This is a genomic window from Nonomuraea sp. NPDC049695 (genome assembly GCF_040674955.1).
In the GTDB taxonomy this organism is placed as follows: domain Bacteria; phylum Actinomycetota; class Actinomycetes; order Streptosporangiales; family Streptosporangiaceae; genus Nonomuraea; species Nonomuraea helvata.
This window is the reverse complement of the sequence record NZ_JBFANV010000092.1, coordinates 1-12,990: the sequence shown is the minus strand read 5'-3', so window position 1 is coordinate 12,990 and position 12,990 is coordinate 1. Positions and strand designations below refer to the sequence as shown.

General features: G+C 67.7%; 14 protein-coding genes. 5 read left to right on the top strand and 9 right to left on the bottom strand.

What is annotated here, in order from left to right; all coding sequences use genetic code 11:
- Positions 1–17 precede the first annotated feature (17 nt).
- Both AB0J64_RS46375 and AB0J64_RS46370 read right to left on the bottom strand, forming a co-directional pair.
- Positions 18–1,244, bottom strand: a complete 1,227-nt coding sequence (locus tag AB0J64_RS46375) for a cytochrome P450 (protein WP_364042453.1) — start codon at positions 1,242–1,244, stop codon at positions 18–20.
- A gap of 1,013 nt (positions 1,245–2,257) precedes the next feature.
- A complete protein-coding gene (locus AB0J64_RS46370; RefSeq protein WP_364042451.1) occupies positions 2,258–2,647 on the bottom strand; it encodes a hypothetical protein in 390 nt (129 codons plus the stop codon).
- Between the two features lie 70 nt (positions 2,648–2,717).
- Here AB0J64_RS46370 and AB0J64_RS46365 point away from each other — a divergent pair, with 70 nt between their 5' ends.
- Positions 2,718–3,530, top strand: a complete 813-nt coding sequence (locus AB0J64_RS46365; RefSeq protein ID WP_364042449.1) for an IS982 family transposase — start codon at positions 2,718–2,720, stop codon at positions 3,528–3,530.
- A gap of 134 nt (positions 3,531–3,664) precedes the next feature.
- On the opposite strand, the gene AB0J64_RS46360 is transcribed toward AB0J64_RS46365, so the two are convergent.
- Positions 3,665–4,891: an alpha/beta hydrolase fold domain-containing protein gene (locus AB0J64_RS46360; protein WP_364042447.1), complete on the bottom strand. Its 1,227-nt coding sequence runs from the start codon at positions 4,889–4,891 to the stop codon at positions 3,665–3,667.
- Between the two features lie 245 nt (positions 4,892–5,136).
- On the bottom strand, positions 5,137–5,661 hold the full coding sequence (locus tag AB0J64_RS46355) for a hypothetical protein (RefSeq protein WP_364042445.1): 525 nt from the start codon (positions 5,659–5,661) through the stop codon (positions 5,137–5,139).
- 621 nt (positions 5,662–6,282) lie between these two features.
- Between AB0J64_RS46355 and AB0J64_RS46350 the strand changes: the two genes are divergently transcribed.
- Positions 6,283–6,531 (top strand): TetR-like C-terminal domain-containing protein, encoded by a 249-nt coding sequence (locus tag AB0J64_RS46350; RefSeq protein ID WP_364042443.1) that lies wholly within the window; start codon positions 6,283–6,285, stop codon positions 6,529–6,531.
- Between the two features lie 589 nt (positions 6,532–7,120).
- Here AB0J64_RS46350 and AB0J64_RS46345 read toward each other — a convergent pair.
- The 3 genes from AB0J64_RS46345 to AB0J64_RS46335 form a co-directional block, all read right to left on the bottom strand.
- Positions 7,121–7,462: a hypothetical protein gene (locus AB0J64_RS46345; protein WP_364042441.1), complete on the bottom strand. Its 342-nt coding sequence runs from the start codon at positions 7,460–7,462 to the stop codon at positions 7,121–7,123.
- Between the two features lie 147 nt (positions 7,463–7,609).
- Positions 7,610–7,771 carry a hypothetical protein gene (locus tag AB0J64_RS46340; RefSeq protein ID WP_364042439.1) on the bottom strand — a complete coding sequence of 54 codons (162 nt, stop codon included), beginning with the start codon at positions 7,769–7,771 and terminating at the stop codon, positions 7,610–7,612.
- Between the two features lie 310 nt (positions 7,772–8,081).
- Positions 8,082–8,762, bottom strand: a complete 681-nt coding sequence (locus AB0J64_RS46335) for a class I SAM-dependent methyltransferase (RefSeq protein WP_364042437.1) — start codon at positions 8,760–8,762, stop codon at positions 8,082–8,084.
- On the opposite strand from AB0J64_RS46335, the gene AB0J64_RS46330 reads away from it, so the two are divergent.
- A complete protein-coding gene (locus tag AB0J64_RS46330; protein ID WP_364042435.1) occupies positions 8,744–10,303 on the top strand; it encodes a hypothetical protein in 1,560 nt (519 codons plus the stop codon). The genes AB0J64_RS46335 and AB0J64_RS46330 overlap by 19 nt on opposite strands.
- 93 nt (positions 10,304–10,396) lie before the next feature.
- Positions 10,397–10,624 carry a hypothetical protein gene (locus AB0J64_RS46325; protein ID WP_364042433.1) on the top strand — a complete coding sequence of 76 codons (228 nt, stop codon included), beginning with the start codon at positions 10,397–10,399 and terminating at the stop codon, positions 10,622–10,624.
- On the opposite strand, the gene AB0J64_RS46320 is transcribed toward AB0J64_RS46325, so the two are convergent.
- Positions 10,614–11,282, bottom strand: a complete 669-nt coding sequence (locus AB0J64_RS46320; protein WP_364042431.1) for an SDR family NAD(P)-dependent oxidoreductase — start codon at positions 11,280–11,282, stop codon at positions 10,614–10,616. The two genes, AB0J64_RS46325 and AB0J64_RS46320, sit on opposite strands and share 11 nt — an antisense overlap.
- Before the next feature lie 46 nt (positions 11,283–11,328).
- Positions 11,329–12,267, bottom strand: a complete 939-nt coding sequence (locus AB0J64_RS46315) for an NADP-dependent oxidoreductase (protein WP_364042429.1) — start codon at positions 12,265–12,267, stop codon at positions 11,329–11,331.
- 100 nt (positions 12,268–12,367) lie between these two features.
- Between AB0J64_RS46315 and AB0J64_RS46310 the strand changes: the two genes are divergently transcribed.
- Positions 12,368–12,990: TetR/AcrR family transcriptional regulator (locus AB0J64_RS46310; RefSeq protein WP_364042427.1), on the top strand; the 623-nt coding region annotated here is incomplete at its 3' end.

The following is a 12,990-nucleotide window of genomic DNA, read 5'->3' as shown; positions in this document are numbered from 1 at the left end:
GGCGTGATTCCTCTCTGCTATTCCCCTCGTCGTGGACGAGGGGGGTCGAAGGTGACAGGGAGCGAGGACAGCCCCCTGGTGGCGCCGTTGTTCGTATAGACGAGTTCCTCGGCCGGCACAGCCAGCCGCAAGGTCGGCACGCGTTCGGCGAACTGCTGGACCATGACCTGAAGTTGCATTCTGGCCAGACTGGCGCCCAGGCAGTAGTGATGGCCGTACCCGAAGGCCATGTGCGGATTAGGCGAACGGTGGACGTCGAATACGTCAGGGTCACGGAAATAGGTCTCGTCACGATTGGCCGAGGCGATGGAGGGGAGCACCGCCGCGCCTTTCGGGATGACGCCCGACGGTAGCTCGACATCCTCGGTGGCGATGCGCGGTTGCCCGCCTTCACCCGGTATCTCCAAGCGGAAGAGCTCCTCCACCGCGGACTTCACCAGAGAGGGGGAGCCGGCGAGCAGACCGAACTGGTCCGGGTGGCGGACGAGAACACACGCCGCTCTGGTCAGCATGCCGACTGTCGTCCCGTGCCCCGCCCCGACTATCGCATAGATCAGGCCGTGCAGTTCCTCTTCGGTGAGCCTGCCTTCCTCGGCACGCGCATCCGTGAGGGCGCCGACAAGTCCTTTGACGGACCCGCCCAGGCGTGCTTCCATCAGCAGCCCGACCACGTGCCTGTTGAATTCGTTGGCCTTTCTCATGCGCTCGGCCAGGGTGAGAGAACTGGTGAACGTGAAGCCGTCGAAGTGCCGCACAACGTTCTCGCGGCCATTCTCCGGCGTACCGAGCAGGTCCAGCAGCAGGTGAGCAGAGAACGGTCCCGCGAATGCATCGATGAAATCGAGCGGAGGCGCCCCCATGTCGTCGATGAGCTCGTCCGCGAGGCGAACGGCACGAGGGCGCAGCTCCTCGATCCGGGCGGGCGTGAACAATCCCGTGACGATGCGCCGCAACCGTGTATGGTCGGGAGGATCAGTGTTCATCAATGCGCCCACCATGCGCGGAGGCGCCGTCCGGGCGAGCACCAACGGAGCGTCTGCATGCCCGAGCTGCAGCGCCTCCATGCTGAAGGAGGAACTGCCCAGGATGGCTCGGACATCGTCGTAGCGGACGGCCAGCACCACCTCGTCCGCCGTAGGAAAGATCACACTGCCCAAGGGTTCGTCCGTCTGACGCCTCCTGTGCTCAAGAGGAGGTGCGCCGAATGGGCCGGCCTCGAAGGGGAAGTGATTGATTCGGCTCATGTGCTTACGTCTCCTTGGCTAAGCACGGCTCCGACTTCCGATGACCAGAGACGAGCATGACCAGCGTGCCGTCGGCACGCTTCAGGTGGAAATCGCTTTTTCGAGATTGCCGGCGCGGAAACCGCGTCATACCCGATGGCCGTGACAGGCCGGATTGGCTGATGTCATCCCCGTCAAACGCACGAATCTCTCATGTCCTTAACGAGGAAAACACAGCCGTCCGGCTTCGTACATCAGCCAGAGAACTGAATTCGTCGGTAAACTTCCGGAGTAGTCCCGGAGACTTCTCCGACCTCCGCTGTAGATGGGTCAACCAGCCGTGCACGGCGATGAGGCTCGGCGGGCTTACCCGTGGACATGGTCACCGTCGCGGCGTGGACGGTGCGGAAGCCATTGCGGCTTCGTCAGCGCCGCGGTTCAACGTATGCGTCTCCGCTGGGAGATCCGGGCTATCTCCTGCCCGGAAGCCCACCCGCAGGCCCTGCCCCTGGGGCACCGCGCCGCGTCCCTCAAGCCGAGCTCGACACAGACCTACCGGTCGTGGCTGCGCCGCATGCGTGACGCTCTGGCCTGGGCTGAACGAGGCGAGCACATCCCGCCCCCGATGTAGGCCTCGGTCAACCGCTGGGCCCCTACAGCTTCGCCCAGCTGGCGCGGCTGTGCGAATGGGCCGAGAGTCTCACCAGGCAAACCGGCGCCGACGCCTTGGCCTTGATGGCCCTGGCCGGTGGCTGCGGCCTGTCCCCGGTGACCTGGCGGCGGTTCGTGGGAACACGTTCGCATCCTGGGCTCTGGTGCCGTGGTGGTCACCACCCCTGAGCACGGCCGCGTGATCGTCGCGCGGTTGATCTGGGAGCAACATTTGGTCGAGGCCGCCCAAGCCGTCGGCGGCGACTAGATGATCAATTCCAAGGGATGCCTGCGGAGGGTGTGGGGTGGGCGGCGGCCGAAGCCACCACGAGACGGTCAGGCGGCGGGCTGCCGGCCCTGGTTGTCGAGGTGGCAGCGGGCGGTCAGGCGTCAGGGTCGACTTCGGGGTGCGTGAACCGCACGGGCTTGTCCAGCGACCGGGCGTAGGCGATTTCGGCTCGGGTGCTGTCTCCGATGTAGTCGCCGACTACGAGCACCTCATCAGCGAGCCGGATTTTCGCCCGGTGCAGATCGTCGAGTCGAACCTTCAGCGCCTCGGCCTCGACAGGATCGGACCAAAGTTCGTGCGGCGACTTCATGTCGCAGCCCGGTTTGACGACAATCTTTCCGGCGTTGGTCTCCCGCAGATCGGCCTCGTTCATCTCGGTCATGAAGCGGGTGGAGCCGCAGATCACGACGATGCGCGGGAGGCTCAACAGCTTCTTCGCGTCGGCGAGCTTCTCCTCGGGGGTGAGCAGTTGCGGGTATGACACTGGTTCCTCCTGGTGGTGTGGTCCAAGGGGTGCCTGCGGAGACGAGAACGAGGGTGCCCAAGATCGTTTTGTGACGAACGACGTGGACACCCTCGCGACAGCACTCTATGCGGCGACCGACGACATGCTGAAGGAGCATCCCGACCTGGCGCCGTGGCGCCCACCGGTCGGCATTGCGCCCCGCCTGAGCGATGCCGAACTGGTCACCCTCGCCACGATGCAGGCCATACTCTGCTACACCTCCGAGGCCAAATGGCTCCGCCATGCCCGTGCCCACCTGCGCCACCTCTTCTCCTACCTGCCCCAGCAGCCCGGCTACAACAAGCGGCTGCGCAAGGCCGCCGGTCTGATGCGAAGCGTCAACCGGATCCTGGCCACCACCACCTCGGTGTGGAGCGACGACGTATGGGTCGTGGACTCCACCCCGGTGGAATGCGGCCGCTCCCGCGAGACCGTCAAACGCTCCGACCTGGCAGGTTGGGCCGAATACGGCTACTGCGCCAGCCACAGCCGCTTCTTCTGGGGCCTGCGCCTGCACCTGGTCTGCACCCTTCAGGGCCTGCCCATCGCCTTCGCCCTGACCGGGGCCAAGGCCGACGAACGCGAGACCCTGCTTGACCTCCTGGCAGCCGAATGCGAGCTTCTGCGAGAGCGCCCCCGACAGACTCTCATTGGCGACAAGAACTACTTCGGCCGTGGTTTCGAACGCGAACTGTCCGAGCATGGAGTCCAGTTGCTGCGGCCTGCCCGTAAAGGTGAACGGGACGGCCTGGCGCAGCCCTGTTCAAGCCGCTGCGACAGGTCATCGAATCGATCGACGAGACCTTCAAGGGACAGCTTGACCTCGAACGGCACCGAGGGCGCACACCCGGAGGTGTCATAGCCCGCGTCATGCAACGCATTCTCGCGCTAACCGCCGCGATCTGGCACAACGACGCCACCGGACAAACCGTCCTACGCTCACTGATCGCCTACGATCACTGACCCCTTGGAATAGATCATCTAGTGCTGCGTTCCTCAAAGGTGTAGTGGACCGTCGGCGTAGCTGCCGTTGTGGCGGTGTGGGCGTCCCCAGACCCAGGGATTGGCCTGGGCGTTGAGCTGGGCGGTGGCGATGCGGGTGGCGTAGTCGATGTCGTCGGGGCCGATGAAACACTGCCCGGCGATGGCGTGCCGCCGGAAGATGCGCCACCAGGCCTCCTGCAGGTTGGGCCGGCAGGCGCCGACTGGGATGAAGACCTGCCGGATCCGGGGATGGCCGGCCAGCCATTCCGGGTGGCGTAGCTGTTCTGGCTGGATAAGTTGTCGGTGATGACGAAGATCGGGTGGGCTCCAGGATCGGCGGCCTCGATCGTGGCGAAAAACTGCTGGTAGTAGTGGCTGCTGCGGGACGGGGCGGTCATGGTCACCGCAGTCCCCTCGGCGATGCGCGGACTTCCGTATACCCAGGTCTTTCAGGGCCGCGAGAGTAGTCCAGCGGCGCTTTGATCCGGTGTCCATCAGGCGACCAGCCGGATGCGGGCGGGAAGGCCCACGGCACCAGTCTGGCCGCGATTGCCGGCACCCGCAGCCCGTCCCAGCTGGCCACCACGATCCGGGCGCGCTGAATCCAGTCACCGGGAGCGTGCCGGGCACCGGCCAACCGGCGCATAGTGCGTTCTTCCCTCTCATCGCACGGAGCCCGCGCGAACAGTAGCTTCGGCATGGCGGAACCCTCCTGCCATGAGAATCCGCCTGCTCAAGGCTCATGGCCAGGGGCAATCCCGCACCCTTTGAGGAACGCAGCACCAGTCGTCCGTCGACCTCAAGCGCGCCCGCGTCCGCTACGCCAGCAGCGACACTGACGTCGCCGCGGTGATACCACTGGGTGGTCTCGCGCGTGAGCAGATAGCCGGCCCCGTTGCGCTGCCATGAGGGGGAGGCCATCCGGGCGTCGAGCACGGGGACGGCCAGAACCTGGTGGGCCAGCCGGGGACGGCCGCGCTGCGCGGCGGTCAGTGCGACAGCGGCGGCGAGGTTACCGCCGCTGCTGACTCCGCCGACCGCGACGAGGCCGTACTCTCCGACGTCGGCGCCATGTTCGGAGGCCCACTCGCACACGGCGGCGCAATCGTGCAGCGCCACGGGGAACGGGTGCTCCGGGGCGAGCCGATAGCCGACCGACACCGCGATGCAGCCGGCCCCGAAATGTGGCGGCTCATGTGAATTGGTACGCCGGTGCGTCCCGATGCCACAAGTCGGCACAGAGACGTTCGATGCCGGCCCTCAGATGGCGATGGTTGCTGGTGAAGGGACGCCGAGCCGTTCGGCGGCCATCTCGTGGGCCGGCGTGCCGTGGGGGAACGTGACGGACAGCGCCCGGTGGACCTGACGAGCGCGGGTCCGTGCGGCCGGGTGGGGCTGAATCGCGTGCCCAACTTCTGGCGATCAAGGGGTGGCGCGGACCTGCAGCCAAGTTGCCGGCGAACGTCCGTACAACCAGTCGGGGCTCAGAGCTTGCGGATCGATACGGCGTTGTCGCCGACGCCGCCGCCTCGGGCGTACACGCACAGGTAGGTCTGCACGACGGCGACGACGGTCCAGCCGGGCGGCGCCGACTGGACGCCGCAGATGATGAGTGTGCGGCCGGAGGGCAGACCGTTGATGTTGGTGAGGGTCTGCTGGTTATTGAGGACACCGTTGGGGGTCTTGCTGATTTCACAGTTGGTGGAGTAGGACAGCGCCGTGGCATAGAACCCGGCCGGGGGCGGAGGCGTGATGCAGGTAGTCACCGTGCCGCCGGCGGAGGTGTCGCTGATGACCTTGATGGTTTTCGCGTTGTAGTAGATGGTGCCGGGCTGGCCACACTGGTACCAGTCGAAGTAGGCCGTCGGCATCGAGCCGGTGGGGATGGGGGCGTTTGCGCAGACGTTCGAGCTGGGGCCGAGCATCTGCGTCGATGCTCCTGCCGGGGAGGGAGAAAGGCACATGACGGCGGCCACCGCGACGACGATGGCGGTCAGCAGTCTTCTCATCGGCGCTCCTGGCGAATCGATGCTGGGGGAACATCACGGCTCATCATTACTGGGAATCTGCCTCCGAGAAAAGCGCATCGTTGCCTAAATGTGCGAATGGCATTTTTTGTCACACATATTGCGCGTTTTGGCGAAAGCTGCGATACTCCCGCCAAAAATGGGATATGCCTCTCGCCTATTTAAGGTAGCGACCTCAATGCCGCATCCTGCTGGCCGGCGGCAGCGACGACAGGACGACGCGGATCTGGGCCCCGGCCCCCGGCGAGCAGAAAACCGAACTGGTTGGCCGCGCAACGGGCGCAGCCAGTCTGTCCTCTCACCGCAGAAGTGGAGATCGCGGGCATGGATGCCGGTACATGTCCACGGTGGCGCTCCTGGCCGCGCGTCCGCAGATGGCCTGAAGAGAGCAGAGCCAGGGCGGAAGCGGCGGGCCCCAAGGCATGATCCACGGCGCGCTCCCTGTGCCACCATCCGGTCCACTGCCTGGCGACGCTGCTGCTGGCCTCCTCAGCGCTGCCGTCCTTTCCCCGACTCGCCGGGGGAGTCCCGTCAGCGCCTCCACGGCTACGCCACTTGCTCAGTGCGTTGACGAGGTCGGCGTCGTGGAGCCGGCCTAGGGTCATGCTGACGTCGGTTCGCTGGAACAGGTGGCGCCTGCGCTCGGCCCTGGCCGCCATCGCCGACGCGTACTCGTCGTTCGCGGAGCGGCGGCCAGCGCTGTACGACGCCATCTTCAGCCAGCACGTGGACCTGCCGTTCGCGACCCCGGAGGCGCCGGCCGCCCTGCAGGCCGCCTTCGGCGAGTTGCTGGAAGCCGTGCGGCCCATAGCGGGCGACGACGACCTTGGTCTGCTGACGGAGACGTTGTGAAGCGGCCTACACGGGCTGATGACGCTCATGCGGGACGGCAGACTGCCGCACGAGGCCCACGCCCGCCGCGTCGCCATCCTCCTGGACCGCTTCACCCGCTGAGCCCAGACCGGACACCGGAACGCCGAAGGCCGCACCTCACCAGACCTCACCCTTCAGCCGCCTTCAGGCCGCACGTCTCGGCCGCGCATCTCACTCCGGACGTCGCAGCGCGACCATCCGGGGGTGCGGCCATCCGGGAGGCAGCCGCCTGGGGGAGGTGGTCTGGAGCCGGTGGTCTGGGGGCGGTGGTCTGGGGCGGTGGTCTGGGCGTCGGTCGCGAGGGACGACGACTGATGGGAACAGCCATTGGCGGCGGTGACAAAGATCCTGCTGATCAACGGCGAAGGGCGTCGCTCCTGCGGAGGACGCCCTTCGTGGGTTGCGTGGTTGGTTACAGTGCGACGGGAAACCTTCCGGTACCAGCCGGTGATGACGGTGACCAGGTGGACGATGTTCTGGGTCCGCATGATCGGTGCAGCCGCGTTCGGCTCGAAGTCGACGCGGGCGGCGGTGTGGCCGCCAAAGCCGCTCTCGGCCGTCCGACGGGTCAGTGCACGCAACTGGCCGAGACGGTCACTTCGTAGACCCACCAGGAGCTGTCCGGCGCAATGAAGAGAGCGCGATCGCTCTGTGACCAGTTCGTGCAGTCACCACCCGCCGCCAGCACCGCCGCCCTGGCCTCCTGCGCGCCGTTGTGCTTGGCCACGTCCGAGGTCCGGCCCTGGCCCACCGCGCTCGCCGAACGCGGAACCGTGTAGGACATGGCGGACTGATCGGTGGTGGCGTCGGCCGCCACGGCGCCGAGACCGAGCGCCGTCACCGTGACGAGGGACGCGGCCGATACGCGCCAAAGGAGCGCTCTCCTGCGGCGGCCTGTGCGAGATTCCATTCTGGCCTCTCCATTTTGTCGGACGTAGGGGGATCGCGGCGCCTGGCGCGCCGCGACGTCAACGTAGATCCGTAATTGCGGCCACGCCAGATTCGGTTGGTCGCCGCCGCATTCGCCCACGATGCGGCGTCCGGCTGGCTGAAAGTTTCACGAAAGTGAAGCGGTGAGCTGGCGGTCCTGAAGCTGGCCACGGGTGGAGACGCGGGCGTAGCCGATCAGCGCCCTGGTGGGGCCCGCGGGTTCGGCCGCAAGCGGGTCCTCGCCGAGAGTTCCCTCCAGCAGCGGACCTTCGGGAAGCTCGAGGTCCATCTCGGCGGCACAAGATGCAGTCGTTACGGGCGTGGGGGTATGGCAGCATGGGCTCGGCGAGGGGCTCCATGACCCGGGAAGAGAGGTCCGGAGCCTCGCGGGCGGAAGCGTTGAGAATCGATCCATTAACAGACAAGATCAAGGGGCTGGCCGAACCCGCGACTCCCCGAACGCTGACCCGAAGCCCCGAGACGACTACACAAGCACCCCCGGTACGACGCGGGCTGTGGAAGTGCCTGTCGACGGTGCGGGACGTGTGTCGTTCGTCAGGGCGAGTTTTGCTTGACCGAGACTGTGCTCTCGCCTTCGATCACGCGGACTCGCAGATGCAGAGTTGAAGCGGCATGTCCACGGCAAATGGCCGACCGGACCAGTCGCCGAAGCGCTCGACGAGCCGAAGGCCGCCGAGCGAGACGAGCAGCGGCAGCTCCTGCGGGAAGATGCTCCTGATTTCGAGCGGTGCGACGAAGAAGTCGGGCTCGGAGTCAGTCGAGAGGTGCCACGTCCCGCGTGTGACTTGCGCGGGCGCATCGTAGATCTCGGCGACATCGACGCTGACGTTGCCACGCTCAGGATCCATGAACGACTCCCGGGTGCGCCGCACGCCATCGGCCCCGGCAAGCAGGCGCACGCTCGGGTTGAACACATCGAACACGAACCGTGCTCCAGGCGCCAGGTGTCTTCGGACCGACCGTAAGCAGCTCACCAGATCCTCAGCCTCATGCAGATGCAGCAAGGAATTGGCTGCGATGAACACGAAGTCGAATGTGCGGCCCAGATCGAAGGCCCGCATGTCGCCCTGCGTCCATTCCACCGCCACACCGCGATCATTCGCCTTACGCTGAGCCTCGGCCAGCATGTCTGACGAGAAGTCCAGGCCGACGCACGGATGCCCGTCGGACGCGATGGGGATCAGCTTGTGCCCGGTGCCGCACCCGAGTTCCAACACGCGCCCGCCTTGCCGGTCGGCGGGTGCTCTGGGGCATCGCATGGACGTTCGCGACCGGCTCGGATGTGGCCTGGGCAACTGACGAGATCGACCGGCCCGATCGCATGCACCTGCTGATCGCGGCTCAGGGCCGCTGGCAGATGATCGGATCAGGCGCCGGCATCGCCGCCTTCGGCGCCCTGGCCGCAATCGTGGACCGTCCGACTGCCATCGTCGGTGCGGGCGCGGCCATGCTGCTGCTGCTGGGCGTCTGGTTCGCTGCGGCCTTCCCCGAGCACAACTTCACCCGGGTACGCACCAATCGCCTCAAGGCGGCCTTGGGCATCGCCCGCAAGGGCGCCCGATTGGCCCTGGGCGACCGGACCCTGCTCATGCTGGTCTGGGTCACCGTCCTGGTCAACGGCGGCACCGTGTGGTTCACGGCGGTCGGACTGGCCGGCTATGCGACCGCGGCGCTCGCGCTCGCCGCGGTCCAGCGCCGGCTCGACTCCGATCGCGGGACCCGCCTCTGGCTGGTGCTGGCCTGCCTGACCGGACTGGCCAGCCTCACGCTGCTGGGGCTGACGCCCAACCTCGCGCTCGGTGTTGCGGCGGTGCTTGCTGCCAACGGTGTCGCGATGCCGCTGGTGCGGACGGTTACCACAATCTGGGTCAACCGGCGCACGAGTAGTGACGTGCGGGCCACGACGCATTCGTTCCTGGCACAGGCCGAGTCGTTCGGCGAGATCGTGTGCGCGGCTGTCCTGGCGGGGGTGACCGGCGCGGTCGGAACGGGCTCCACACTGGTGATGGCCGGATCCCTCTTCGCGGTCAGCGTGGTCCTGCTGATGCTCGGCCGATACGACGCTTTGCTGCCGGGCGAGGATGTCGAGGGTGAGGCTGTCGCGTCCGGTTCAGCTGTGGCCGGGCACTGCGCTGCGTCTGCCGGAGTCGGAGGTTGCGGCTGCGGGCGGACAGGTTGTCCGACCAGCTCCCACGCCCTAGACAACCGCACACCACGGGATGAAATCGGCCGGCAGGTCTTCCCCGGGGTTGCGCCGGCGGCGGGCGCCGGCGATGTAGATCTCGCGGCGGCGCAGTGCGTCCTTCAGCGACACGATCACGCACAGCTCGTAGGAGGCCCGCTCGAGGACCCCGTTCTCATCGACGGCTGCTTCCAGCCAGCCGTCCGGAACCACGCCCTCGATCGGGACGTTCTCCGAGGTGTCGTAGTGCCTGGTCGTGTTGGAGATGTCGGCGTATCGCTGCAGCAGGTCCACGGCGTCCATCACCGGCCGACAGGCAGTGTTGTTGCACTTGAACTCGATCGCGGCCGGCAGCTCGGGCAGCATCCGCCGGTAGCAGGAGGTGCAGGAACTGGTCAGCACGGTCCGCACCTGGGCCTTGAACGTCTTGGCATCCGCTCTCGCCTCGGCCACCAGCGCCTGCAACGTCGCCTCCCCGCCCGCTACCGAGGGGAACACCACCTGCCGGACCGTGCCCTCCGGCCGGCGCAGCGACGCCTCGGCGATCGAGAACCGCCGCAAGCCCGAGCGCCCTCGGGCGCGTCCGTAAGGGGAACGCGCCGTCAAGATCAGATGTGAGAGGCGGGGTGCGACCGGCACGGTCTTGCAGGACGGCAGTGCTGGTGTTGTGCGCCTCTGCAGCACGGCCGACCACCGTTGAGGAAGGCGGCGATGTCGGCGCGGGTCATCGCGGCCAGGACCATGATGATTGCCGGGCCGGTCGCGGCCGGCGGGTCAGGATGGGGCGACGTCAGTGGCCGCGGCCAGGATGAGATCGAGGGCATCGGCAAGGTCGACGAGGTCCGTATAGCGGACGGTGGCGGTCGAGAAACGGCCACCAAGGGCAATCTGCCGACGGGAAGGCATTCATGGTCAGCCAGGGTCCGGGTCAGCCGGTGACGACCAGTTCGGCTTGGTCACGGCGTTCGTAGAGATCCCAGTACCGGGCGGCGATGGCGTCGGGTTCGGCGGACGGGAAGCCTTCCGGGACGCTGGCGCCGATCCAGACGTTGATCGCGACGTGTGCGGCGAACACACCCTTGCCGGTGAGGACGTTGTTGAGGTTGAGAGCCCAGTTGCGCAGGGCGGCTTGAGCGGCGTTGACGTTGCCGAACATCGGATTCGGCGTGACCGACCCGCCGCCGGTGGTGAACAACAGGGCGCCGGCCCGTGCGGCCAGCATCGCGGGCAGCACGGCGTTGGCGGCGGTCACGGCGCCGTAGAGGTTGTACTCGACCTGCGACTGCAGGTTCTCCGGCGTGACCTCCAGGGGTCCGGCGATCTCGATGTCGCGGGTGGCGGGGGAGTACTCGAGGACGTCGATGCCGCCGAAGCGTTCAACGGCGGCCTCCAGGGCGCCGGTCAGCGCGGGGCGGTCCATGACGTCGGCGCTGAACCCGGCCGAGGTGATGTTCCGCTCGCTGAGGCGGGCGACGAGTCCGTCCAGCTTCTCCTTGTTACGGGCGATCAGGGCGACGTCGAAGCCGCGGCTGCCGAAGGTATGGGCGATGGACAGACCCATGCCGGGGCCTGCGCCGACGATGGCGATGGTGGGCACGATCAGTTCTCTTTCGTGTAAGCAGGGGCGAGGGTTCGGAGTGTGTTCAGGGGCAGGTGATGGCGAGCTTGCCGAGCGCGCCGGAGGCGAAGGCGGCAAAAGCGTCGGGGGCCTGCTCGAGCGGGTAGGTGGCGGTGACCGGGACGCGCAGCGCGCCGGAGGCGGCCTGCGCGGCCAGGACGGACAGCGTCTGCGTAGAGGTGTCGGCCATCACCGCATACGCGGTGACGTCCTGGCCTTGCACGGCGTCGGGGCCGAAGCCGAGGGTCGAGGCGATCCGCCCGCCCGGCCGCAGCAGGCTCGCTAGCTGGGCGCCGTCGCCCGCCAGGTGCAGCGCCGCGTCCACCCCGCCGGGGGCGATGGCGCGCACCTGGGCTTCCAGGTCGCCGGCGAAGTCGACCACGTGGACCTCAGCGTCCGTCAGCGCGGTGATGAAGTCGGCCTCGGCACCGGGGCGGGCGGTGGCGATCACCTGCGCGCCGCGCGCGACGGCGAGCTGCACGGCCAGCGCGCCGACTCCGCCGGTGGCGCCGCAGATCAGCAGCGTCTCACCCCTGCTCGGGTCCACCGCGGTGATGCTGTCCAGCGCCGCGGTGCCGGCCAGTCCCAGGGCGCCGGCGTCCCGGACGCTCAGCCCCTGGGGGAGGGGGACCAGGCCGTATCCCGCGGGTACGGTGACGTACTCGGCCAGCGAGCCGGTGCCGAGGAAGGGCTTCATCACGACGCCGAAGACGGCGTCGCCGACCGTGAAGCCCTCCACACCCTCGCCGAGCGCCTCGACGGTGCCGGCGAAGTCCTTGCCGATCACCAGGGGGAAGCGGTGCTCCATCATCCCCTGCAGGTAGCCGGCCGCCGTGGCGGCGTCGAACCCGTTCACCGACGAGGCGGCCACCTTCACCAGCAGCTCGCCGGCCTGCGGGTGCGGCGGTTCCACCTCGCCCAGCTGAGGGGAGGCAGGTACGGAGTTCAGAGTTACAGCACGCATGACCTTCACCTTCACAAGAACTGGAACGGGCTTCCCGCTTTCGTGGCGTCAGCATAGCAACACAACTGGGCACCCCGTTCCACTTCGCTAGGATGGGGGCATGACACCCTCCGCGGCTCCCGCCGAACCGCCAGGCCACCCAGGCGAACCAGGACTGCGCGCCGACGCCGAGCGCAATCGCGACCGCATCCTGGCCGCCGCCCGCCGCGTGTACGCCGCCGAGGGGCTCGGTGCCTCCATGGCCTCGGTCGCCCGCGAAGCCGGCGTCGGCAAGGCCACCCTGTCCCGCCGCTTCGCCACCCGCGAAGACCTCATCACTGCGGTCTTCACCGACCGCATGGACGCCTACGCCGCCGCCGTCACCCGGGCCCTCGCCGACTCCGACCCCTGGTACGGCTTCACCAGATACATCCAGGCCGTCTGCGCCATGCAGGCCGCCGACCGGGGGTTCGCCGACGTGCTGACCATGACCTTCCCCGCCGCCAAAGCCCTGGAAGCCCGCCGCGCCGAGGCCTACAACGGGTTCGTCGAACTCATCGCCCGCGCCAAAGCCGCCGGCTGCCTGCGCGACGACTTCACCTCGCAAGACCTCGTCATCCTGCTCATGGCCAACGCCGGCGTCGTCGCCGCCACCGGCGACGACGCCCCCCGCCCCCGGCGCCCCCCGGTCGGCCCCCAGCAGCCCGCCCACCCCCCCCCCCGCACCCACCTCCCAGCACTAGC

What these genes read in the sequence shown, in the direction of transcription:
- AB0J64_RS46340 (WP_364042439.1), bottom strand. Translation starts at nt 7,771, where the DNA reads ATGGACCTCGAGCTTCCCGAAGGTCCGCTGCTGGAGGGAACTCTCGGC.
- AB0J64_RS46345 (WP_364042441.1), bottom strand. Translation starts at nt 7,462, where the DNA reads ATGGAATCTCGCACAGGCCGCCGCAGGAGAGCGCTCCTTTGGCGCGTA.
- AB0J64_RS46335 (WP_364042437.1), bottom strand. Translation starts at nt 8,762, where the DNA reads ATGCGATGCCCCAGAGCACCCGCCGACCGGCAAGGCGGGCGCGTGTTG.
- AB0J64_RS46375 (WP_364042453.1), bottom strand. Translation starts at nt 1,244, where the DNA reads ATGAGCCGAATCAATCACTTCCCCTTCGAGGCCGGCCCATTCGGCGCA.
- AB0J64_RS46315 (WP_364042429.1), bottom strand. Translation starts at nt 12,267, where the DNA reads ATGCGTGCTGTAACTCTGAACTCCGTACCTGCCTCCCCTCAGCTGGGC.
- AB0J64_RS46355 (WP_364042445.1), bottom strand. Translation starts at nt 5,661, where the DNA reads ATGAGAAGACTGCTGACCGCCATCGTCGTCGCGGTGGCCGCCGTCATG.
- AB0J64_RS46350 (WP_364042443.1), top strand. Translation starts at nt 6,283, where the DNA reads ATGCTGACGTCGGTTCGCTGGAACAGGTGGCGCCTGCGCTCGGCCCTG.
- AB0J64_RS46325 (WP_364042433.1), top strand. Translation starts at nt 10,397, where the DNA reads ATGTCGGCGCGGGTCATCGCGGCCAGGACCATGATGATTGCCGGGCCG.